This window comes from Marinobacter persicus, from assembly GCF_900114155.1.
Lineage (GTDB): Bacteria > Pseudomonadota > Gammaproteobacteria > Pseudomonadales > Oleiphilaceae > Marinobacter > Marinobacter persicus.
In genome coordinates this window covers 58,544-79,963 of the sequence record NZ_FOSC01000009.1, presented here as the reverse complement: position 1 = coordinate 79,963, position 21,420 = coordinate 58,544, and the positions used below count along the sequence as shown (strand labels likewise).

The following is a 21,420-nucleotide window of genomic DNA, read 5'->3' as shown; positions in this document are numbered from 1 at the left end:
GTCAGTCTGCCGAAGGCGTCGGGGTCAGCGTTTCACCGTTATCCTTGTTGGCGGCGAGCGCATTGACCACCGGATTGGCGTACATGTCCAGCAGATAGGAGCGGCACTCCGGGTTGCACTGGTCCATGCGACGGGTCAACTCGGATCTTGCCGCCTCCAGGTCCACCTCCGACCATTTCTCGGCCAGTTCCACATGCCGGGCGACCTGCTCAAGGCTGGCGTTATCCCCTGCCTGCTCCGCCCGCATCTGGAAGGCCGCCAGATTGGAGGCGTGCAGGTGATAGTTGGCGTGCATCTCGTGATCAATGCGCGCGGCCAGTTCCTTCGGATTGTCCGGCGCATCGGTGATCGGCGTGCCGAAATGCACATGCACATGGCCCTTGAACCCGGTCATGCCCTTGACGATCTGTTCGGTGTCTTCGCCTTCGGCCTTCTGGTAGTCCCCGGTACGGGCGCGCACTTCCAGTTCCCGCGCCTTGTCGATATCGCAGGGGTCGTACTCATAGGCAATGGATACCGGCACAATGTGCAGCCGGTTCATCGCGTCGTCAAACGCCAGGCCCGACTTCTTCCGGCTCATGTAGAACATCTTGATAATGGCCGGGTCCGTGCCATCAATACCATCTTTGGCCCGCCCTTCACGCTGGGCAATCCAGACACTGTGGTTGGTATCGATACAGTGATTGATAAAGCCGGACAAGGTCAGGTAGGCATCCCGCATTTCCCTGGGGCTGGTCATGTTGCGGCGCACCACGAAACTTTTGTTCAGCCGCATAATTTCGGCAAACACCCGGTTCGACAGCAGGTTGTCGCCAATGGCAATCCGCGTGGTGCTGAACCCATTCAGGAACAGCTGGTTATTGCACAGCATCGGATCACACACAATGTCCCGGTGATTGGAGATAAACAGGTGTGCCGATGTTTTGCTCAGATTTTCCAGCCCGGTCTGGGTTACCTTGGTGGTGGAGCCCTCCACCAGCTCGGCAATATACGGAGACAGCCCGGCCTGGAGGTCATCAATCCGGTGGTAATGCCCGAAGTTTCTGAGCAGCCAGCGGCGCACGAACACCCGCAAAAGCGCCGGCGCCCATTTTGCCAGGGTCGGTCTCTTGAATCGACCGACCATATCCAGAAATTCACGGTCGTTGACCAGCCGCCGGATGGTGGGGGCGGTTTCCTCGTCCGAATAGGGTCGGATGGCGTCAAATTCCTGCATGCAAGCCCTGTTGATTGTACCTGATAGTAATGAAGGGGCCGTATTGTATCCTTTCTCATGCCATTTTGCCTCTACCTGACAGGACGTTAAGTCTTGGCGGTGTTCCGTTAAGCCTCCGGGGCTTCTATCTGGTATCATCCGCCCACTCATCACGGCCCAGACCCAGCCCAGCAAAAGAGACCGCACTGCCCTATGTATCCGGACCCGGACCAACTGACCTGCGAACCACCCTCCGTTGCCAGCCAGAGCCCGGAGCAGATTCTGCACGAGGTGTTCGGCTACGAACGTTTTCGACCCCTGCAGGGCGAAGTTGTCCAGGAAGTGGTCGAGGGCCGTGATGCCCTGGTATTGATGCCCACCGGCGGTGGTAAGTCACTGTGCTACCAGGTGCCGGCCCTGGCTCGCCCGGGCACGGCAGTGGTGATTTCGCCGCTGATTGCACTGATGCAGGACCAGGTGGCGGCCTTGCGGGAGCTGGGCGTGCGCGCGGCGTTCCTGAATTCCACCATGGACTTTGAACAGGCCCGGGCGACGGAATACGCCCTGACCACCGGCGAACTGGACCTGCTCTACTGCGCGCCGGAGCGTTTGATTCAGCCACGCACCCTTGAACTGCTGCACCACGCGTCACTGTCGTTGTTTGCCATCGACGAAGCTCACTGCGTATCCCAGTGGGGGCATGATTTCCGCTCCGATTACCTGCAACTGAGCATGCTGGCCTCGGAGTTTCCCGGTGTGCCGCGCATTGCCCTGACAGCCACCGCCGATGAGCGCACCCGCAAGGAGATTGCAGAGCGTTTGTCGCTGACCGAAGCACGGCATTTCATCAGCGGCTTCGACCGCCCCAACATCCAGTACCGGATCAACCCGAAAACCAATGCTAACAAGCAGTTGCTGGACTTTATTAAAGCAGAGCACGAAGGCGATTGTGGCATCGTTTACTGCCTGTCCCGCAACAAGGTAGACGCAACCGCCCGTCTGCTGGCCAGCAAAGGTTACACCGCTCTGCCCTACCACGCGGGGTTGAGCGGCGAGGAACGCGCCCGCAACCAGGAGCGGTTTCTCCGGGAAGATGGCGTGATCGTGGTGGCCACCATTGCCTTCGGCATGGGCATCGACAAACCCGATGTGCGTTTCGTTGCCCACATGGACCTGCCCAAAAGCCTGGAAGCCTATTACCAGGAAACCGGCCGCGCCGGGCGCGACGGCAAGCCGTCCACCGCCTGGATGGTTTACGGCCTGCAGGACGTGATCAAACTGCGCCAGATGCTCGAAGCCTCCCAGGGCAACGACCAGTTCAAGCGGGTGGAACGCCAAAAACTTGATGCGATGCTCGGCCTGTGTGAAGTCACCGAATGCCGCCGGCAGGTCCTGCTCCGCTACTTTGGCGACCACCTCGAGGCGCCTTGTGGTAACTGCGATACCTGCCTGAACCCGCCGGAAACCTGGGACGGCACCGTGGCGGTTCAAAAGGCCCTGTCCTGCGTGTACCGCACCGGCCAGCGGTTTGGCGTGACCTATATCATCGATGTGCTGCGGGGCTCAGGAAATGAACGGATTCTGCAGTCCGGCCACCAGACGCTATCCACCTACGGTATCGGCACCGATCTGACAGCGGCGGAGTGGAAATCCGTGTTCCGGCAACTGGTGGCGAACGGCTATTTGCGGGCCGATCCCGAGGGGTTTGGCTCCCTGCAACTGACAGAACGTTGCCGGCCGCTGCTCAAGGGCGAGCAAGCCATTGAACTGCGTAAAGACCCGGTTGCGAAGAAGTCCGCGTCGGTGAAGGCTGGCAACAAACGCACCGGCCAGAACGTGCGGGACCAGATCACCGACCACGAAGGCTGGGAAGCGTTGCGGGCCCGGCGCAAGGAGCTGGCTGACCGTCAGGGTGTGCCGCCCTACGTCATTTTCCACGACACCACCCTGTTCGACATGCTCGAGCGCAAACCGAAAACACTTGAGGAACTGGGAGAGGTTAACGGCGTGGGCGCCGCCAAGCTGGAAAAATACGGCGACCTTTTTCTTCAGACTTTGCAAGAGATTCAGCGGACAGAATCCGGATCTTAGACTAGTTTCAGGGGATGCATGTTTTTCAAGCTGAAGGAACGCAATGTTATCCATGCTTCAAAGTGCCGCCTGCGGCCTGTCGTTGTCCCTGGTGCTGACGGTCTCGCCGGCGCTGGCGCAGTCATCCCCCCATGACTACACCCTTTGGTACCGCAACTACGACAACCCGGCCATCAAGGCCCTGGTGGAACTGGCTCTGGAGAAAACACCGGAATACGGTGCCTTTACCCTCTCACGCAGTGAAGAAGTAACCCAGGGGCGTGCCCTGCGGGAACTGGCCGCCAACCGGTCACAGGTGCTGGATATCGCCAATGTGGCAACCAACCCGGCCAGGGAAAGATCCCTGAATACCATTCCCATTCCCATTGATGGCGGTCTCCTCGGTTTTCGGGTGTGCCTGGTGCTACCGGAAAACCTTCCCCTGTTTGACGACATAAGCAATCTGGAAGACCTGCGGCGCAAAGGCATCCGGATTGGCCAGGGGGCCCACTGGCCAGATACCCCGGTGCTGAGGGCCAGCGGTATCGAGGTAATCACCAACACCAGCTACGAATTGCTGTTCGGCATGCTCAAGGGCAAACGCTTTGAATGTTTCGCCCGGGGCGTGAACGAGGTGCTGTTTGACCTGGAACGCCGGGAAGCTCTGGGCCTGGTGATTGAACCGGGCCTGCTGCTGGCTTACCCGATGCCCTCCTACCTGTTCACCGCTCCCCGTGATCATGAAACGGCCCAGCGCCTGGAACTGGGGCTGGAACGGTCTATTGAAGACGGCAGTTTTGCCCATTTCCTGAAGAACTGGTACGGACTTGCGGTCCGGGAGCTGCAACTGGATGAACGCACCATGATTTTGCTTCAGAACCCGGATTTATCAGAGGAATCCCGGGACATCGGCCGGCGGGCCCTGGAGAGCCTCGACCGGCGCATTCGTCACCTTGAAGACCAGCAGCCCTAAACCCGGAAACGGCTGACCTTCTCTTTCAGGTTGTGGCCGATCGTCTCGATATGGCCGCTGTACACATCGTTCTCACTGGCGGCCTTGGCGGCATCCTGGCCCTGATCGGCAATCCGGGTGATGGACGCACTCAGTTCATCGGTCACCGAAGTCTGCTCCTCGGACGCCGTGGCAATCTGGGAGGTCATTTCCGTGATGGAGGTGATGCCCTCAACAATGCGGTTGAGCGAATCCATGGCGTCCTGAGCTTTCTCCATGCTCATGTTGGACACCGCCGTTGACTCCTTCATGACCTCAACCGAGTCTTTGGCACCCTTCTGCAGACGCTCAATCATGTCGTTGATTTCTTCCGTGGACTTCTGGGTACGCTGAGCCAGATTCCGCACCTCGTCCGCCACCACGGCAAAGCCGCGTCCGGCTTCGCCTGCCCGGGCTGCTTCGATAGCGGCATTCAGTGCCAGCAGATTGGTCTGTTCCGCGATACCTTCAATAACTTCCAGAATGGTGGTGATGGACGACACATCCCGGCCCAGCGTGTCAATCACCTCCGCCGCTGCGTTGATCTCACCCACCAGCTTCTGCACCGCATCCCGGGAGGCGGTAACCGTCTCCAGCGAACCACGGGTCTCGGAATCCACACTGTCGGCGGCATCCGCGGTTTGCTGGGCGTTGCGGGCAATTTCACCGGCGGCGGCCGACATTTCGTTGATGGCGGTCGCGATCATGTCCACTTCCTGTTGCTGGCCCTCCACCGCATGCCGGCTGTGGCTGGAGGTCTGACGCAACGACGACACATTATCGGTCAGCTCGGAGCTGCCCTCCTGAACTTCCTGTACCACCTGCTGGATGTTGGCAACGAACCGGTTGAAACTGGCCGCCAGTTGGCCAAATTCATCGGTGGCGCTGTCGTCCAGCCGCTGGGTGAGATCGGCCTCACCAGAGGCGATGCCGGACAAGGCCCGGTTCAGACGACGTACTGGCGCCATCAGCGTGCGAATGCCGAAATGCAGGGCAATCAGGGCAATCAACAGCCCGCCGGCAGCAATCGCCAGCCCGGTCATGCGCGCCGCCACCACCGGCTCATTGATTTTGTCCCAGTTCACCACCGAGCCCATGTACCAGTCCACACTCCGGGCCTGCTCAATGGGGAAAAAGGCACCACTCCAGGTCACCCCTTCCTGTTCGAACCGGGCCGGCTCGCCATCCAGCGACGGCTTGAAGCCCAGAAAATCATCCACTTTTTCGCCAATCAGCTCCGAATCCGGATGAAACAGGATGGTGCCGTTTTCGTTTACCAGCATCGCGTAACCGGCATCCGCCAGCTTGATGGTCGACAACAACTGCTGAATCGCCTTCAGGCTGATATCCATACCGGCCACGCCCTCGAAATAGCCGCTTTCCACGGGCGCTACAGCGGTAATGATCATCTCGCCGGTCAGCACGTCCTGGTAGGGTTCGGTAAACGATGAACCGTCCGTACTGGTGGCCAGTTCATACCAGGGGCGCTCCCTCGGATCATAGTCTTCCGGCAGACCGCTTTCGGTCTCTCGGTCACGCATCACCATTCGCCCGTCGATGGTACCCACGTACACGTCCTTGGCACTGCTGCCCTCGGTCATGCCGTTGATCAGGTTGCGTGCCATGCGATTGTCGCTGACAGACGTCAGAGCCCCCGCGGTGGCTTCGGTTAACTGAAGGCGGGTATTGAGCCAGTCGGCAATGCTGGCCGTACTCTGAAGCACTGCATCGTCAAGCATGGCCTCCACATAGGTATTGGTGGTGCTTTGCAGGCGCCTGTCGGCGGCGAACGTGAACAGTCCCATGATGATCAGAATGATCACCCCAACGGCGATGAGCAGTTTCTGCCCGAATGAAAGTTGCACGGTGGTTACCCCTGGGCCCGGCGGCCGGTTGTTGCCATGATGATGGTTCGGTCAATACAGTTTATTTCGGCGTTTTGCGCCAACACTTTAATTTGCTCTGATAGAATGCAATCCGCATACCGATCCGGATCTGGAGATTTGAATGGCCCCTGAAGAACTGCACCTTAATCTGCGCAACCTGACACTGGACGATTACGACCAGCTGCAGGAACTGATGGACGACGTCTACGACGACATCGGGGGCGCCTGGCCGAAAGAAACCATCAAGGCGCTGGTGGAGCAGTTTCCGGACGGGCAAATTTGCATCGAGGATAACGGTCACATTGTTGCAGTTGCGTTAACCGTGTGCGTCAAATATGAGCGTTTCAGTAACCCGCACGCCTACGATGACCTGATTCTGCGCAACGAAAAAATCTGGCATAACCCCAACGGCGATTCGCTCTACGGGCTGGATGTGTTCATCCACCCGGACTACCGGGGCTACCGTCTGGGCCGCCGGCTGTACGAGGCGCGCAAGGAACTGTGCCGTTCAATGAACCTGCGGGCCATCCTGGCCGGTGGGCGCATTCCCAATTACTTCAAATATTCCGCGCAATACTCGCCGGAAGAATACATTCAGCGGGTGGACCGCAAAGACATCTACGACCCGATCCTCAGCTTCCAGCTGTCGAACGATTTCCAGGTCACCCGGCTGATGCACAAATACCTGCCGGAAGACGAGAAATCCGAGGGCTATGCCACCCTGCTGGAGTGGCGCAACATTCTGTACACCCCGCCTTCGGCTGTCCTGGATGTGAAGAAAACCCAGGTGCGTTTGGGTGCCGTGCAGTGGCAGATGCGGGAATTCACCTCCGTTGAAGAGGTGCTTGAGCAGGTGGAGTACTTTGTTGATGCCCTGTCTGACTACAAAAGTGATTTCGCCATTTTCCCGGAGTTTTTCAACGCCCCACTGATGGGCCTGACGGACCAGGTGGACCAGACCCGCGCCATTCGGTTCCTGGCCGGCTTTACCGAGCAGTTCCGGGTACAGATGTCGGAAATGGCGGTCAGTTACAACATCAACATCATCACCGGTTCCATGCCGCTGATTGAAGACGACCGGGTGTATAACGTGTCCTACCTGTGCCACCGGGATGGCCGGGTGGACGAGCAGCGCAAGATTCACATTACCCCGCACGAACGCCGTGACTGGGTGATCGAGGGTGGAAGCCAGTTCCAGGTGTTCGAAACCGACGCCGGGCGCGTGGCCATCATGATCTGTTACGACATCGAATTTCCCGAACTGGGCCGGCTGGCCGCGGCCGAGGAGGTGGATATTGTCTTTGTCCCCTTCTGGACCGACACCAAGAACGGTTATCTGCGGGTGCGACATTGCGCCCAGGCCCGGGCGATCGAAAACGAATGCTACGTGGTCATTACCGGCAGCGTGGGTAACCTGCCGAAAGTGGAGAACCTGGACGTTCAGTATGCCCAGTCCTCGGTCTTCTCGCCTTCGGATTTCGCCTTCCCCCACGATGCGGTGATGGCCGAGACCACGCCCAATACCGAAATGATCATGTTCTCGGACATGGATCTTGAGAAACTCAAACTGGTGCGCAACGAGGGCTCTGTCACCAATCTGAAAGATCGCCGTGTTGACATGTACGAGCTAAAAAAACGCAAAACCTGATTCTTGCCAAAACTGGCGTTCAGGACTATTGTAGGAAATCGTCTGTAGAATGTTGATCCGATAGGTATTGCAGGGAAAGCGAGTCATGTACGAACAATTACCGGATATCATCGCCCGTTTCCGCATTCGCCAGGGCCTGTTCCGCAAGGAAACGGTGGAGGCCAAGCTGTATGAGCTGGATGGTTACGGGTGTGTGATGAAAACCGACAAAATCTTTGAGCCGGGCGACACCGTTGTCCTGGACCTGATCATGGATATGCCGGTTGATGAGATCTCGGTGGAAGGCCTCTCGGGTCTGGTCACCGAAAAGCAGAAGCACTGCAGCAATTTTTACTACTCGATTGATTTCAACAAGGCGGGCGTCCCCCCCACTCTGGGTGAGCGGCTGCAACGCATTGTGGATGTACTGGCAAAAAAACAGACACTGCGCTCACGCAGGAATGCCGAGCAAACCGGCAACTTCAAACAGTTTGCCCGTTACGGCACTTCCGCTGCCGCGTCCTGATTCCCTGCCCTGGCCACCGCCCGTGCCAGGGCAAACTCCAGCTTCTCAAGCTCCCTCTCCGGCGTAAACGTCTCAGCCAGGGCTTCCACTTCGGCTTTCAGCCCCGCAAGGAACCGGGAATCGGTTTCCGCCCGGCGCAGGCTCTCCGCCAGGGCCCGTTCATCAACAACCGGAAAATACCCCGGGTAATCATCGCCCAGCAGCCCGCGATTACCCGGAATGTCCGAAGCCAGGACAGGCAACCCGGCCCGGCAGGCTTCAGACACCACATTGGCACCGCCTTCCATCACCGAACTGATCACCATCAGTTTGCTGACTGCCATCAGGTTGTGTAACGCGGGCTTGTCCAGCTCGCCCAGATACCGGAATCGCGGGTTGTCACGGCTTTCATTCAGGGCCTTGTTGTGCCACTCATCGTTATGGGGTTTGCCGGCACAGGACACCACGATCCCGGACTCATCCGGTAGTAGCCGGGCAGCCAGGGCGGCCCGCAGGGAATCTTTTTCATCCCGGAGGTGGCCTATCACGCATACATCAAAGTGCTCCGGTTCCACTGTCGGGCAGCCACCCGGGCTCGGTTTCTCGGCCGATTGCCTGAGGGTGACCAGCTTATGATGGAAAGATGCGGGAATGTCTTCAGAAACCTTGTCGTGCAGCCCCACAAGCACATCGGCTACCGCCATGGAATGCCGGGTTATCTCCGGAAACTCCTTTTGATACCGGTAGATATCCGTGCCTGTTAAAACCACGATCAAGGGTTTGTCCAGCCAGTGCTGCCGGAAAGTCTGCAAGGCATCGGCGCTGCGCCAGGCGTGCAGGGCAATCAGAAGGTCACAGGGCTCTCCCCGATAATCCGTCACCACCTCTATCCGGTGGCCGTTCTGCTCCAGCAGACTCTGCCACCGGACAGCCGTTGCACGGTTACCTGCCTTGGAGTCCGGTCCGGCCGGAGTCACCAGAATAATGTGCATAATTAAAGTAATCCGTCATTGTTTGAAAAAGTCTGCATTTTCAGTTGCTCCAGGTAAAGGCTTTTCACGTATATCAGGTTCAGAGTACCGCGGATTCAAGGTATCCTTGAGGGTACTAAGCTAACGAATACACCTGACTTCAACGGATGGAATAAGAATGAAACTGAGTCGAATGATGTCTGTGCTGGCTGCCGCCACCTTATCCCTGGCCGCAGCGCCCACCCTGGCTGATACTTTCGTGTTTACAGCGATTCCGGACCAGGACGAAACCAAACTGGTGGAGCGTTTCAGCGGCGTTGCCGATTACCTGTCCGAAGAACTGGATGTGGACGTGCGTTACGTACCGGTGAAATCCTACGCCGCGGCGGTTACCGCGTTCCGTAACAACCAGGTGCAGCTGGCCTGGTTTGGCGGCCTGTCCGGTGTGCAGGCACGTCGGCTGGTGCCGGGCTCTGAAGCCATCGCCCAGGGTGAGGAAGACCAGGCATTCCGGAGCTATTTCATTGCCAATACCTCAGCGGGTATCGAACCGGTGGACGATTTTGCCTCCCTTGAAGACCAGTTGCAGGACAAGACCTTCACCTTTGGCTCCAAGGGGTCAACATCAGGCCGTTTGATGCCGGAATTCTACCTGCGTGATACGTTCGGACAGTCGCCCGACGAGATGTTCTCCCGCGTGGGCTTCAGCGGCAACCACACCCGCACCCTGCGGCTGGTGGAAGCCGGTACCTATCAGGTGGGAGCGCTGAACTTCCAGGTATGGGAGCAGGAGCTGGCCAACGGCAATGTGGACACCGATGCTGTCGAGGTTATCTGGGAGACACCCACCTATCCGGACTACCAGTGGACCATCCGGGGCGATGTGGACGAACGTTTTGGCGAGGGTTTCCAGGAAAAAGTGACCCGGGCCCTGCTTGATCTTGACGATCCGGAGCTGCTGAACAATTTCCCCCGTTCTTCGTTCATTCCTGCCTCCAACAGCGATTATCAGGCGATTGAAGATACCGCTGAAAAAATCGGAATTCTCGATTAATGCCGGAAATCCGATTTGACGGTCTGACCGCCAGTTTTGCGGGAAAGCAGGTGGTTGGCCCGCTTTCCCTGCATATCCGGGATGGCGAGCACGTGGCGCTGGTGGGCAAGAGTGGTGCTGGCAAGTCCACCTTGATCCGGCTTATGTACCAGCATGCTGAACAACAGGCATCCCTGATCCCTCAAGATCTGGGCCTGGTCAATGCCCTGCCGGTGTTCCACAACGTGTTCATGGGGCAACTGCATGAACACAGCCTGTGGTACAACACCTGGACGCTGTTACGTCCTTTCAAAACAGACCGCAAGGCCATTGCCGCCCTGCTTGGCCAGCTTGGCATGGAAGAAAAACAGTGGACACCGGCGGCTTCGTTGTCTGGTGGCCAACGCCAGCGCGTGGCCATCGGCCGGGCGTTGTACCGGCAGGCGCCGCTGCTGCTGGCCGATGAACCCATTTCCGCCCTGGACGGGCTGCTGGCGCACCAGGTAATGGAGCATCTGGTCGAGCAGTTCCCCACCAGCGTGGTTGCCCTGCACGATGTGGACATGGCGCTGAAATACTGTGATCGCATTGTTGGTATCAAAGATGGCCTGGTGGCTCTGGATGCGCCCGCAGCCGAACTCACGCCCGCAGATATCATGACCCTTTACTGACCCAATGCTCGCCTACCCGACCGTCAGAACCAGCCTCATTTTCCTGGCCATCGCCATTGGTGGACTTCTGGTGGCCGATATTGCCATCACCACGGCCAATCCCTGGCAGGATCTGGGCCAGTTCTTCCTGGGTGTGGCCACGCCCAATTTCTTCAGCACCGAGGGCCTGGCCACCGCCCTGCTCCGCACCGTGGCTTTTGCCTTTGTCGGGGTTACCCTGGGCAGTGTATTCGGGTTTCTGCTGTCGCTGGCGTATCGCTGGTTGCCGGTGCGCCTGTTCTGCGCGTTTATCCGTGCGATTCATGAACTGTTCTGGGCCCTCATTTTCCTGCAGTTTTTCGGCTTCCACCCGCTCACGGGCGTGCTGGCCATCGCCATCCCCTACGCTGGCATTTTCGCCAAAGTGTATTCGGAAATCTTCGAGGAAGCTGACCCGGAACCGGGCCGGCTGCTGCCGCCGGGCACCAACCGGGCGGTCGCTTTCCTGTATGCCAAAGTGCCGGACTGCTGGGTGCAATTACGCACCTACACCGCCTATCGACTGGAATGCGGCCTGCGCTCTTCGGCTATTCTCGGCTTCGTGGGCCTGCCCACTCTCGGCTTTTACCTGGAGTCCTCGTTTTCCATGGGCATGTATTCCGACGCCGGCGCCATGCTCATCCTGTTCTATGTCCTGATCGCCACCATGCCGCTTTGGGTGCGCCCGAAGCTGTTGCCGGTTTTCATACTGGCCGCCCCGTTTTTCCTCGGCGAAGGCATGCCGATCGTCTGGGGTAACGTGGAACGCTTTTTCACGGAAGACATTGTGCCCGCCCCCTTGCGTGAGGGCGAAGGGCTGGCAGGCCTGCTGCCGTGGCTGGGTGATGTGATGGCCAACGAGGCGTTGCCCGGCATCTGGAACACCGTGGTGTTAACCCAGATAGCCCTGGTGGCAACGGGGATTCTGTCGTTACTGGCCTTTCCCCTCATATCCCGGCATTTCGGCGGCCCGGTACGGCGCACCTCCGGGCATGTGCTGCTGGTAATTGCCCGCTCCACCCCCGAGTACATTCTTGCCTATATTCTGCTGCAACTGTGGGGGCCCTCCATGTTGCCGGCGGTAGTGGCGCTGGCGTTACACAACGGTGGTATTATCGGCCACCTGATCGGGCGCCAGAGCAGCACCATTCACCTGCGGCCCGATGCACCCCGGGGTTTTGTCCGTTACAGCTGGGAATTGGTGCCAAGGCTTTACCGCCCGTTCCTGGCCTTCCTGTTTTATCGGTGGGAAATCATCATGCGGGAAACGGCCATTCTCGGCATTCTGGGCATTTACACGCTGGGCTTCTACGTAGACAGCTCCATCCAGGAACTGCGTTTTGACCGGGCCATGCTGCTGATCCTGATCACCGCCCTGCTCAATATCGGTGTCGACACCCTCGGCCGCTACATTCGCCGCAGGCTGGCCCTGCAAACCCTGCCAACCTGTTGACCAGACGGCGTTTATTTGACCGCGTTGAAGATCATCCGCGGGTTGTCCATTTCCAGCTTGCGCTGGCCGCTTTGCAGGCTGATGTGCCACATCATGTCGGTGCCAGTGGCGCAAAACGGTGCCGTGAAGGTGGCGGAATACTGGTCTTCCGCCGTTTTCTTCAGCGGCACCGGGTACTCGCCCATGTACATGGACTGGCCACGCAATACCGCCAGGAAACGCTCCGGAGCCACCGGGGCATTCAGCTCCAGGTGATATTCCACGCCCTGTTCGGTGGATTCGCCGGCGCTCAGTTGCGCGCTCCACTGCCCTTCACGGGTGGACCAGGAGCAGGTTTCCTCAAGAACATCACAACGGGCGTTGGCGGAGGCCTCACCGCCACCAATCCAGGGTTTGTCGCCCGAGTTGAAAATGGTGATGCCAATAACAGCAATAACTAAACCTATGGCGAGGTAAGCGCGTAACATAGTGGTCCCCGTGTTTTATTGTCAGCCGTGCATTATGCGGGTATTTGCTGCCGGGGCAAAGGTTTCTAAATACCGGTCAGCGTGAGAAAATGCCCGGCTATTCCACTCAGGCAGGTTCAACAGACAAGGTGGTGCCGTGCAACCGGATATTTCCGTAAAACACCTTAACAAGAGTTACCAGGGCGGTTTTCAGGCTCTCAAAGACGTGAACCTGGATATCTATTCCGGTGAGATTTTTGCCCTGCTTGGCCCCAACGGTGCCGGCAAAACCACCCTGATCTCCATCATATGCGGCATCGTCAATAAAACCGACGGTGAGGTGAAAGCGGCCGGTTACGACATCGTCCGTAATTATCGCCAGGCCCGCGAGGCCATCGGCCTGGTGCCCCAGGAACTGCACACCGATTCCTTCGAAAAAGTCTGGGACGCGGTGTCGTTCAGCCGGGGCCTGTTCGGCAAGCCACCCAAGCCCGAACACATCGAAAAGGTCTTGAAGGACCTGTCGCTGTGGGACAAACGCAACAACCGCATCATGTCCCTCTCCGGCGGCATGAAGCGCCGGGTGATGATTGCCAAGGCGCTCTCCCACGAGCCCCGAATCCTGTTCCTGGACGAGCCCACCGCCGGTGTGGATGTGGAACTGCGCCGGGATATGTGGGAAATGGTGCGTAAACTGCGGGAAAACGGCACCACCATCATCCTGACCACCCACTACATCGAAGAAGCCGAAGAGATGGCGGACCGCATCGGGGTGATTCGTGAGGGTAAAATCATTCTGGTCGAGGAAAAGAACCAGTTGATGTCCAAACTGGGCAAAAAAGAACTGCGCCTGCACCTGCAGCAAAAACTGGACAAGGTACCCGGCGAACTGACCCTGGAACCGGTGGAACTGTCGGATGACGGCTACCAGCTTATCTACACCTTCGATGCCCAGGAACAACAGGCCGGTGTGGCCCGGCTACTGCGCACATTGGGTGACCTTGGCATTGAGTACCGCGACCTGCAAACCCGGGAAAGCTCCCTGGAGGAGATTTTTGTCGGCCTGGTACACGACTGAACACCGCCCGGTCTTCGGATGGAGAAAAGAATGAACCTTTACGGTGTAAAAGCAATCTACAAATTCGAAATGGCACGCATGAAGCGCACCGTCATGCAAAGCGTGCTGGCGCCGGTGATTTCCACCTCGCTGTATTTTGTGGTGTTCGGTTCGGCCATCGGCTCGCGCATGGGCGACATAGGCGATGTCAGTTACGGCGCCTATATCATTCCCGGGCTGGTGATGCTGTCGCTGCTCATGCAAAGCATTTCCAACGCTTCTTTCGGCATTTACATGCCCAAATTTTCCGGCACCATTTATGAGGTGCTCTCCGCGCCGGTGTCTTATGCGGAAATCGTCATGGGGTATGTGGGCGCCGCGGCCACCAAATCGGTGATTCTCGGCCTGATCATCCTGGCCACTGCCAAACTGTTCGTGGACTACGACGTACTGCATCCGTTCTGGATGATCTCCTTCCTGGTGCTGACCGCCATCACCTTCAGCCTGTTCGGTTTTATCATCGGCATCTGGGCGGACGGTTTTGAAAAGCTGCAGATCGTGCCCATGATGATCGTGACACCACTGGTGTTCCTCGGCGGCACTTTCTACTCCATCGACATGCTGCCGGAGGTCTGGCAGACCATCAGCCTGTTCAACCCGGTGGTGTACCTGATCAGCGGCTTCCGCTGGGCCTTTTACGGAGTGTCTGATGTGCACGTGGGCATCAGCGTGGGCATGACCCTGTTCTTCCTGACCGTATGCATGGCCACCGTGTCCTGGATTTTCAAAACCGGCTACCGGCTGCGCTCGTGAAGCGTGCGGCTTTACTGCTGGCAGGCTGGTCCGCCTTGGGCCTGCTGAACCTCGCCAGCGCCGGTGAGCCTCAGACCCTGCCAACGGTAGAGGCCTGTTTTATCGGCCAGAATGGCGCAACCGGCCACCCTGTGGTGCTGGAAACCGCGAAAACCCCGTCGGAACGCAGCACCGGCCTGATGTGGCGGCAAGAGCTGGCAGAAAACACCGGCATGCTGTTCAGCTATTCCCGGGAACGCTCACCCGATACCGGCTTCTGGATGTACAACACCCGCATACCGCTGGATATCGCCTTTCTGGATGAGCAGGGCGTGATTGTCAGCATCCGCCATATGGAACCCTGCGAGGCCAGCAACCCACGCCAGTGCCGGAGCTACCCGGCAGGCCGGTTTTTCTGGCATGCCGTGGAAATGAATGCCGGGTATTTTGAACAACACGACCTGACCCCCGGCGACCGGCTGGAATGGCCGGTCACCCGGAGCCAGTGCGGCAGCTGACCTACTCGTCCCGCCATTGCGGATGACGCTTCTCCAGAAACGCTGAAATCCCCTCCTGGGCATCGGCGGCATCCATATTCGAGGCCATGACCTCCGCCGTATATTCATAGGCCTGCTCCAGCGGCATTTCCACCTGACGGTAAAACGCTTCCTTGCCGGTTTTCAGGGTAAACGCGGACTTGGCGGCAATCGTGGCGGCTAAGCCATAAACGGTTTCATCCAACACCTCGGCACTCACCACACGATTGATCAGGCCGAATATTCCAGCTGGGAAAACACCTCGGACAACGCCTGCATCATGGGCATGGACAGGCTGTTGCGCTTTTCCGGCTGGTTCAGGGTCACGGTGGTTATGCCGTTCTCGGTATGCACCCGAACCAAATCGCCCGGCGACTCTGTCATCACGGAACCTCCATTCTTGTTTTATGGTTATGAAGTTTCAGTATCAACCCGAGAGCGGCGGCTGTCGAATCGACCTTGGGCGGAGAGTTGTAATCCCGCGATTTCGGCCCCAAAGTGGAAACCAAGACAATTCGTTTCTGAATACCAAGGAGGCCGCATGTTCCGTTCCTACCTTCTGCGCGCCATAGTCGCCATCGCCATTATTGGCGGCGGCATCTACGTGATCATGAAAGACGATCCTGCGGTGCCAACCGGTGATATCAACGAAATCCGCCCACTGCCGGAGCAGAGCGCGCCAGATACCAATAACTAAGGGTTACGTAAGGATACCGTTTGTTGTTGACTTGATTGGCTTTTCTGACTTTTAATAACTGAAAACGACAATCCGTCGGATTTTAAGAATAAAAAAGTCAGAGCTCCATTCCTGCACGAAAGGACTCACCGGGATGAATACCGAATTGCCCGTTCTTGCCGCACAGCAACGCATTCACGAGAAAATCGCCGCTCACGCGCCATTGCGACAGATCCTGTGCGAGATTGTTGACTGGATATTAATGCAATTCCCGGGATCGTCGGTTTCCCTCATGGCCTTCAATTCACGCCAGGAAACCCTCTCGGCCATCCCGTGCAACTCACTGTCCGCCCCCTACTTCGAAAAGCTCCAGCAGATTCCCCTGATTACCCCCGCCCCCTGTTTTGTCACCGCAGCCTGCACCGGAGAGATGTCGACAACCGCTGATATAGCCGAAGATGGCAACTGGCTGGATTACCAGCAGGTGGCACTTGATGATGGCTTCCGGGCCTGCTGGTCTTATCCTGTCATCAGCTGTGACGAGGAGCTGCTAGGCGTTGTCTGTGTGTATTTCAGACAACCAACCAACGCCGGACAGCACGCCGAATTCAAACTGAAACAGGCCGCCGCATTGATTGCACTGGCCTGGATCCGGGAGCGGGACCGCAAAAAACACCGCACACTGCACGAATGGCACAGCGCGCTGTTCAACAACCACTCGGACGGCGTTTACGAGCTGGATCTGTCTGGGCGCTTCCAGCGTGGCAACCGCGCCCTTGAGCGCATTGCCGGGTACACTGAAGATGAACTGCTTGGCACTCATTTCAATCAACTGGTTGACCCCGACTACCAGGAAAAGACACAGGCCGCCTTTGATGCCGCCTGCTCCGGCGATGCCATCACCTACGAAACCCGTGGCAGGACAGCCGAAGGCTGTTTTATTGACCTGGAAGTGACCAACTTCCCGGTAGTAATCGATGACAGAATTGTCGGTGTCTGGGGCATTTGCCGGGATATCACCTACCGCAAGGAACAGGAAGCCCAAATCGCCTTCCAGGCCACCCATGACTTGCAAACAGGGTTGATCAACGGCAGCGCCTTTTCCGAGCGCCTGGCGAATATCTTCTGGACCTGCCAGCAAAACAACGAAAGCCTGGCCTTTATCGATATCGACCTGGACGGCTTCAAAAGCATCAACGATGGCCTGGGCCATTCCGTGGGAGACCGTTTATTGGCGGCCGTCGCCAGCAGGCTGCGGCTATGCTCGAACAAGAACACCCTGGTTGGCCGGCTGGTGGGGGATGAATTCGGGCTGCTCATTAATAGCTATGAGCGCCCGCAGGAAGTCGTTGATATCGCGGAATGCATACTCCAACAGCTGGCCAGGCCGTTCGAGATCGGCGACCTGACGCTACACATCAGTGCCAGCATCGGCATTGCCGCCAAAGCACCGGACATGGAACAGCCCCACGAGCTGATCCAGCACGCAGACCTGGCCCTGAACCACGCCAAACGCAAGGGCCGCAACACCTGGCAGTGGTACCACGGTGCCGGCGTCAAAAGCACCCTGGACAGCGTGTTCCTGCGCAACGAACTGCAACAGGCATTGGAAAAAGACGAATTCACCCTGCACTACCAACCGGTTGTGGACGCAGTCAGCGGCAAAATCCGCAGCGTGGAGGCTCTGGTACGCTGGAACCATCCCGAAAGGGGCATGATTTCCCCGGGCGATTTCATTCCACTGGCGGAAAAAACCGGCCAGATCGTCCCCCTGGGCCAGTGGGTATTGCGCCAGGCATGCCGGGAAATTGCCCGACTGAACGCCAGCAGCGAAAGGATGTTACCGGTGGCAGTGAACATCTCCTCGCTACAGTTCCTGCGGGAAAACTTCCTGACCGCCGTGGACGACGCCCTGGAAGCATCCGGCCTGCCCGCCCGCTTCCTGGAGCTGGAAGTCACCGAAAGCGTGTTACTCGATGGCGCCGAGCCGGTCATCGCACTCATGGATACCCTCAGCAGCCGTGGCATCAGAGTCGCGATTGACGATTTCGGCACCGGCTTCTCCAGCCTGAGCTACCTGCGTGACCTGCCCACCCACAAAGTGAAACTCGACCGCAGCTTCATCAACAAAACCCTCACCGACCGCCGAACCGCCGCCATTGTGCAGGGCGTGATCACCATGGCACATCACATGGACATGGTGGTGGTTGCCGAAGGCATTGAAACCGAAGACGAACAGAACGACCTGGTGCGGCGCAACTGCGATTTGCTACAGGGTTACCGGTTCTCAAAGCCGGTGCCTCTGGAGGTACTGGCGGAGCTGCCGGACAGGTTGCCTGGAATCGGCAGTTAACCAATAAGGAACAGGTCATTGCGTCCGCCGACAATGCATCAGCGAAAACCAGAAAGTCAAAGTCCGAGATGTTCCTGGACTGCCAAGCTTGCCATGCTCGCACGCCATTTGCGGTTAAATGGAGTACAGTTAGCACGCCTGGGTAAGCCCAGCCCACAAAAGTTCGCGTGATCGCCTGCGCGAGAAAGATGATTGTGGTGCTCAATACCATGACCAAAATCAGGAACCATGGCGGGGGAAAACGGCTTGCTTTATGGGATTGATACCACAGTCACTTGTTATCTCTTCGGTGGAATCAAATTCTCTTTGATGATCCCATTTCGGAATATGGATTTTTTTGTTCCTTTTTGCAGGTACTCAATGACCCCAACCAATTCCTTCGAGAAATCGATTATCATTGGTTCTGTATATGGCTGAGACAATGTATAGCTAACGTTGTACCCTTTTATTTTGTAGCGAAAATCGGGACCGGAAATCCACCCTAAGTTAAATCGCTCCTCTTTTTTAAAATCTCCATACTCTTTGCCACCCAAAGGCGCTAGCCTTCCCGCTAATTTACGCAGAGAGTATTTCTCACCCTTATCTTCATTTTCTATCAATATTTCATTATTGAGCCCGGATATGGTTATTTTCGAACTGAGGCTGACGCCCAAACTTTTCTTAGCCCAATCAACATCCAGCAATGGCTGAAAGTCGGTAATGTGAGCGGGCATTTGGATTGTCATGTTAATGTGAATTTCCCGGATTAGAGGCGTCCCATCGGCATCCAGCCAATCGGAATCGTTCTGCTCACGGACAACTAATAGGTCAATTTTGTTATACTCTGCTTTAGAGCGCGCTCCTGACTGATAACCCTTTTTCGTTGCGAATACTGGTTTTAAGTCCGGAATATCTCGAATTTTACCTATGAGAGCATCTATTTTCTCTAATGAAATAGAAGAATTATAATCCTTGCACTCTACCACTGTTTTATAGGTGATCCCTGCCAACTCATATTCCCAATAGATATCAAACTCACGCTCGACGCCGCAGGAGTCTACGATCTTCTTGTTACGTTGAATCTCGATATTTTTCTGCTCAGTGATAGCTTCGGCATTCAGAAGAGCTCGATGCAAAAGCCCAACAAACTCTTCATACGCCTTTCCGTCGTTTCTCAATTTCTAGCTCCATAGAGATAACGAGGCTGTAGAAAACTCATTTCTGAGCCAACCCTACCGCCCTTCTGTTCGTTTCTTCATCCCGGCCGGCAACTCGCCTGGCCATCATGAATTTCCCATTCGATCAGTTGAGCCACTGCATCGGCAATGACCGAGAGCAGATTTTGCCCCTAATGGGGCTAATTAGTGGCCTTTTTCGCTCATTCAGGCCGCCAACTGTCCGTAATTCGCCAGTTTCTCGATGTTGTGCACCAGGCAATACAGCGTAAGCGCCGTTAAATCGACCCACTTGCTCTAACCGTATTGAGCCACTTTTTTTGAAGTCGGCAGCTCTGCATTCCAGGGCAAGAGTGTTTCGAGTTGTTCGAGGGTAACCGCATCCGCTATGTGCGTCAGCACATGATGGATGTAAGCCGACGGCTCCAGCCCGTTGGCTTTGGCCGTTTCGATCAGCGAGTAGCAGGTGGCGCTCGCTTTCGCGCCTTGCGACGTATCCGCGAACAGCCAAGCTTTTCTTCCCAGAGCGAACGGACGGATGGCATTTTCGGCACCGGCGTTGCTGATCTTCAGATCGCCGCGTTCACAGTAGCCAACCAGGGTATCCCACTGGTTCAGGGTGTAGTCCATAGCCTTGCGGGTAAGTGAGCCTTTCAGCACCTTGCTGGCATTTTTCTCCAGCCAGGCTTTGAAGGCGTTCAGTAACGGCAGGCTTTTTTCCTGACGCACCCGATAGCGCTCGCCATCACTCAGTTCGTTCGCGGCTTTCTCGACGGCGTACAGTTTGCGGATGTGGCTGAGGGCCACATCGGCTTTTGAGGGTGGACCTTTTTTGCCCTTGGCTGGCGCAGCCCGGGAGGCTTCCACGAACTTGCGTCGGGCATGATCCCAACAACCGATTCGGGTCAGACCGTTTTCACGGCAGACTTGTCCGTAACCGGAATAGCCATCGGCTTGCAGGATGCCCTGGAAGGTGTCCAGCAGGCGCACCGGCACCTGGCCACCACGGGATGGATCATAGTCGAACAGCACTGAGGGTTTACCGGGCGGGCCGCCCCGGGTCACCCACATCCACTTGTCCGATTGCGCCCTTTTGCCATCTTCCTTGAGCACCTGGATCCGGGTTTCATCGGCCTGCAGGTAGTCACTGCCGTTCTGTGCTTCCCGCATCAGGGTCATCAGCGGTTTGAACACGTCGTTCAGGCGGATGATCCAGTGGGCCATGCTGGTGCGGCTCACTTCGTGGCCCAGGCGCTTGAGCATTTGCTCTTGGCGGTACAGTGGCAGGCCATCGGCATACTTGGACGTAATCAGATAAGCCAGCAGTGACGGTGTGGCAATGCACTTGCCCAGCGGGTGTGTAGACCGGGCGGCAACGATAACGCGCTCTTCGCCGTCCTGTTCGAACACGGCCTTTTCCTGCCAGTACTCCAGGACTTTCAGTTGGGCCGGAATATACTCCAGCTCTTCCTTCACTTTGGTGAAGAAGGTCTTGCTGGCGCCGGCTTTCTCGTCGTCGCTGAGGGTCAGCTCAATACGCTCACGCAAGAGCGTATCGGAGAAGCCGCGTTGGCGGCGCTTGTGGGAACGAGGCGGCGCATCGGCTTCTTCCACATCGTCAGGGAGTTCATCGCGCAGTTCGTCAATCGCCACTTCCAGCTCGGCTTCATCGAACAACACGATCTGGTTGGGCTGTTTTTCACTGCTTGCGGCGAACTGCTGGATCTTCTTGTGACGCAGGAGCTCTTCAAGGATCTTGATGTGGGCATCGCGGCTCTGAATGGCCTGATCACGCTGCTTTAACTGATCCTGATGGTTCTGGAGCGTTTCATCTTTCGCCGTCAGTTGTTCCTGCAAATCGCTGATAACCGCCGCCATTTCAGCGGGTGAGAGACCGCTGAGATCGGGTGTTTTGGGCGTATTATCAGGCGTTGTTTTCATGGCGAAATTATAGCAAAAACAACGCCCTGACACACTTAAAAAGTG

19 protein-coding genes and 1 pseudogene are annotated in these 21,420 nt (G+C 57.2%); 12 read left to right on the top strand and 8 right to left on the bottom strand.

Going from position 1 to position 21,420, the window contains the following annotated elements; all coding sequences use genetic code 11:
* Position 1: 1 nt before the first annotated feature.
* On the bottom strand, positions 2 to 1,216 hold the full coding sequence (locus tag BMZ63_RS11010; protein WP_091705495.1) for a 1-acyl-sn-glycerol-3-phosphate acyltransferase: 1,215 nt from the start codon (positions 1,214 to 1,216) through the stop codon (positions 2 to 4).
* 192 nt (positions 1,217 to 1,408) lie between these two features.
* Between BMZ63_RS11010 and recQ the strand changes: the two genes are divergently transcribed.
* Together recQ and BMZ63_RS11000 are read left to right on the top strand one after the other, a co-directional pair.
* Positions 1,409 to 3,286 (top strand): DNA helicase RecQ, encoded by a 1,878-nt coding sequence (gene recQ / locus BMZ63_RS11005; protein ID WP_091705493.1) that lies wholly within the window; start codon positions 1,409 to 1,411, stop codon positions 3,284 to 3,286.
* A gap of 52 nt (positions 3,287 to 3,338) precedes the next feature.
* Entirely contained in the window at positions 3,339 to 4,238 is a 900-nt protein-coding gene (locus BMZ63_RS11000) for a hypothetical protein (protein ID WP_177187069.1), read from the top strand.
* Here BMZ63_RS11000 and BMZ63_RS10995 read toward each other — a convergent pair.
* On the bottom strand, positions 4,235 to 6,121 hold the full coding sequence (locus tag BMZ63_RS10995) for a methyl-accepting chemotaxis protein (protein ID WP_091705492.1): 1,887 nt from the start codon (positions 6,119 to 6,121) through the stop codon (positions 4,235 to 4,237). The two genes, BMZ63_RS11000 and BMZ63_RS10995, sit on opposite strands and share 4 nt — an antisense overlap.
* Before the next feature lie 142 nt (positions 6,122 to 6,263).
* Here BMZ63_RS10995 and BMZ63_RS10990 point away from each other — a divergent pair, with 142 nt between their 5' ends.
* Positions 6,264 to 7,790: a bifunctional GNAT family N-acetyltransferase/carbon-nitrogen hydrolase family protein gene (locus tag BMZ63_RS10990; RefSeq protein ID WP_091705490.1), complete on the top strand. Its 1,527-nt coding sequence runs from the start codon at positions 6,264 to 6,266 to the stop codon at positions 7,788 to 7,790.
* An 85-nt stretch (positions 7,791 to 7,875) separates the two neighbouring features.
* Positions 7,876 to 8,295 carry a hypothetical protein gene (locus BMZ63_RS10985; protein WP_091705489.1) on the top strand — a complete coding sequence of 140 codons (420 nt, stop codon included), beginning with the start codon at positions 7,876 to 7,878 and terminating at the stop codon, positions 8,293 to 8,295.
* Here BMZ63_RS10985 and senB read toward each other — a convergent pair.
* The gene (gene senB / locus BMZ63_RS10980; protein ID WP_091705487.1) at positions 8,268 to 9,266 is read right to left on the bottom strand and encodes a selenoneine biosynthesis selenosugar synthase SenB; all 999 of its coding nucleotides are present in this window, start codon (positions 9,264 to 9,266) and stop codon (positions 8,268 to 8,270) included. The genes BMZ63_RS10985 and senB overlap by 28 nt on opposite strands.
* Before the next feature lie 172 nt (positions 9,267 to 9,438).
* Here senB and BMZ63_RS10975 point away from each other — a divergent pair, with 172 nt between their 5' ends.
* The 3 genes from BMZ63_RS10975 to BMZ63_RS10965 are packed head-to-tail and all read left to right on the top strand — an operon-like array spanning position 9,439 to position 12,420.
* Positions 9,439 to 10,299 (top strand): putative selenate ABC transporter substrate-binding protein, encoded by an 861-nt coding sequence (locus BMZ63_RS10975; RefSeq protein WP_425319895.1) that lies wholly within the window; start codon positions 9,439 to 9,441, stop codon positions 10,297 to 10,299.
* On the top strand, positions 10,299 to 10,949 hold the full coding sequence (locus BMZ63_RS10970) for a phosphonate ABC transporter ATP-binding protein (protein WP_091705484.1): 651 nt from the start codon (positions 10,299 to 10,301) through the stop codon (positions 10,947 to 10,949). Before BMZ63_RS10975 ends, BMZ63_RS10970 begins: the two co-directional genes overlap by 1 nt.
* 4 nt (positions 10,950 to 10,953) lie before the next feature.
* On the top strand, positions 10,954 to 12,420 hold the full coding sequence (locus tag BMZ63_RS10965; protein ID WP_091705482.1) for a PhnE/PtxC family ABC transporter permease: 1,467 nt from the start codon (positions 10,954 to 10,956) through the stop codon (positions 12,418 to 12,420).
* An 11-nt stretch (positions 12,421 to 12,431) separates the two neighbouring features.
* On the opposite strand, the gene BMZ63_RS10960 is transcribed toward BMZ63_RS10965, so the two are convergent.
* Entirely contained in the window at positions 12,432 to 12,887 is a 456-nt protein-coding gene (locus BMZ63_RS10960; RefSeq protein WP_091705481.1) for a hypothetical protein, read from the bottom strand.
* Positions 12,888 to 13,023: 136 nt separating this feature from the next.
* Between BMZ63_RS10960 and BMZ63_RS10955 the strand changes: the two genes are divergently transcribed.
* From BMZ63_RS10955 to BMZ63_RS10945, 3 genes are read left to right on the top strand one after another with little or no spacing between them, the layout of a single operon-like run.
* Positions 13,024 to 13,944 (top strand): ABC transporter ATP-binding protein, encoded by a 921-nt coding sequence (locus BMZ63_RS10955; protein WP_091705479.1) that lies wholly within the window; start codon positions 13,024 to 13,026, stop codon positions 13,942 to 13,944.
* Between the two features lie 30 nt (positions 13,945 to 13,974).
* Positions 13,975 to 14,736 carry an ABC transporter permease gene (locus BMZ63_RS10950; RefSeq protein ID WP_091705477.1) on the top strand — a complete coding sequence of 254 codons (762 nt, stop codon included), beginning with the start codon at positions 13,975 to 13,977 and terminating at the stop codon, positions 14,734 to 14,736.
* A complete protein-coding gene (locus BMZ63_RS10945) occupies positions 14,733 to 15,233 on the top strand; it encodes a DUF192 domain-containing protein (protein ID WP_227663555.1) in 501 nt (166 codons plus the stop codon). Before BMZ63_RS10950 ends, BMZ63_RS10945 begins: the two co-directional genes overlap by 4 nt.
* 1 nt (position 15,234) lies before the next feature.
* Here BMZ63_RS10945 and BMZ63_RS15165 read toward each other — a convergent pair.
* Both BMZ63_RS15165 and BMZ63_RS15160 read right to left on the bottom strand, forming a co-directional pair.
* Positions 15,235 to 15,489, bottom strand: a pseudogene (locus tag BMZ63_RS15165) (enoyl-CoA hydratase-related protein); the annotation flags it as partial.
* Positions 15,483 to 15,635 carry an enoyl-CoA hydratase/isomerase family protein gene (locus BMZ63_RS15160; RefSeq protein ID WP_227663554.1) on the bottom strand — a complete coding sequence of 51 codons (153 nt, stop codon included), beginning with the start codon at positions 15,633 to 15,635 and terminating at the stop codon, positions 15,483 to 15,485. The pseudogene BMZ63_RS15165 and the gene BMZ63_RS15160, both read right to left, overlap by 7 nt.
* Before the next feature lie 157 nt (positions 15,636 to 15,792).
* Here BMZ63_RS15160 and BMZ63_RS14975 point away from each other — a divergent pair, with 157 nt between their 5' ends.
* Positions 15,793 to 15,948, top strand: coding sequence for a hypothetical protein (locus tag BMZ63_RS14975; protein ID WP_177187068.1), 156 nt, complete (start codon positions 15,793 to 15,795; stop codon positions 15,946 to 15,948).
* A 133-nt stretch (positions 15,949 to 16,081) separates the two neighbouring features.
* Positions 16,082 to 18,280, top strand: a complete 2,199-nt coding sequence (locus BMZ63_RS10935) for a sensor domain-containing phosphodiesterase (protein ID WP_091705471.1) — start codon at positions 16,082 to 16,084, stop codon at positions 18,278 to 18,280.
* Positions 18,281 to 18,558: 278 nt separating this feature from the next.
* On the opposite strand, the gene BMZ63_RS10930 is transcribed toward BMZ63_RS10935, so the two are convergent.
* Complete coding sequence (locus BMZ63_RS10930) at positions 18,559 to 19,437, bottom strand: restriction endonuclease (protein ID WP_091705470.1); 879 nt, start codon at positions 19,435 to 19,437, stop codon at positions 18,559 to 18,561.
* Positions 19,438 to 19,731: 294 nt separating this feature from the next.
* Complete coding sequence (tnpC, locus tag BMZ63_RS10925; RefSeq protein WP_091705467.1) at positions 19,732 to 21,375, bottom strand: IS66 family transposase; 1,644 nt, start codon at positions 21,373 to 21,375, stop codon at positions 19,732 to 19,734.
* Positions 21,376 to 21,420: the final 45 nt, after the last annotated feature.

What these genes read in the sequence shown, in the direction of transcription:
- BMZ63_RS11010 (WP_091705495.1), bottom strand. Translation starts at nt 1,216, where the DNA reads ATGCAGGAATTTGACGCCATCCGACCCTATTCGGACGAGGAAACCGCC.
- recQ (WP_091705493.1), top strand. Translation starts at nt 1,409, where the DNA reads ATGTATCCGGACCCGGACCAACTGACCTGCGAACCACCCTCCGTTGCC.
- BMZ63_RS11000 (WP_177187069.1), top strand. Translation starts at nt 3,339, where the DNA reads ATGCTTCAAAGTGCCGCCTGCGGCCTGTCGTTGTCCCTGGTGCTGACG.
- BMZ63_RS10990 (WP_091705490.1), top strand. Translation starts at nt 6,264, where the DNA reads ATGGCCCCTGAAGAACTGCACCTTAATCTGCGCAACCTGACACTGGAC.
- BMZ63_RS10985 (WP_091705489.1), top strand. Translation starts at nt 7,876, where the DNA reads ATGTACGAACAATTACCGGATATCATCGCCCGTTTCCGCATTCGCCAG.
- senB (WP_091705487.1), bottom strand. Translation starts at nt 9,266, where the DNA reads ATGCACATTATTCTGGTGACTCCGGCCGGACCGGACTCCAAGGCAGGT.
- BMZ63_RS10975 (WP_425319895.1), top strand. Translation starts at nt 9,439, where the DNA reads ATGATGTCTGTGCTGGCTGCCGCCACCTTATCCCTGGCCGCAGCGCCC.
- BMZ63_RS10970 (WP_091705484.1), top strand. Translation starts at nt 10,299, where the DNA reads ATGCCGGAAATCCGATTTGACGGTCTGACCGCCAGTTTTGCGGGAAAG.
- BMZ63_RS10965 (WP_091705482.1), top strand. Translation starts at nt 10,954, where the DNA reads ATGCTCGCCTACCCGACCGTCAGAACCAGCCTCATTTTCCTGGCCATC.
- BMZ63_RS10960 (WP_091705481.1), bottom strand. Translation starts at nt 12,887, where the DNA reads ATGTTACGCGCTTACCTCGCCATAGGTTTAGTTATTGCTGTTATTGGC.
- BMZ63_RS10950 (WP_091705477.1), top strand. Translation starts at nt 13,975, where the DNA reads ATGAACCTTTACGGTGTAAAAGCAATCTACAAATTCGAAATGGCACGC.
- BMZ63_RS15160 (WP_227663554.1), bottom strand. Translation starts at nt 15,635, where the DNA reads ATGACAGAGTCGCCGGGCGATTTGGTTCGGGTGCATACCGAGAACGGC.
- BMZ63_RS14975 (WP_177187068.1), top strand. Translation starts at nt 15,793, where the DNA reads ATGTTCCGTTCCTACCTTCTGCGCGCCATAGTCGCCATCGCCATTATT.
- BMZ63_RS10935 (WP_091705471.1), top strand. Translation starts at nt 16,082, where the DNA reads ATGAATACCGAATTGCCCGTTCTTGCCGCACAGCAACGCATTCACGAG.
- tnpC (WP_091705467.1), bottom strand. Translation starts at nt 21,375, where the DNA reads ATGAAAACAACGCCTGATAATACGCCCAAAACACCCGATCTCAGCGGT.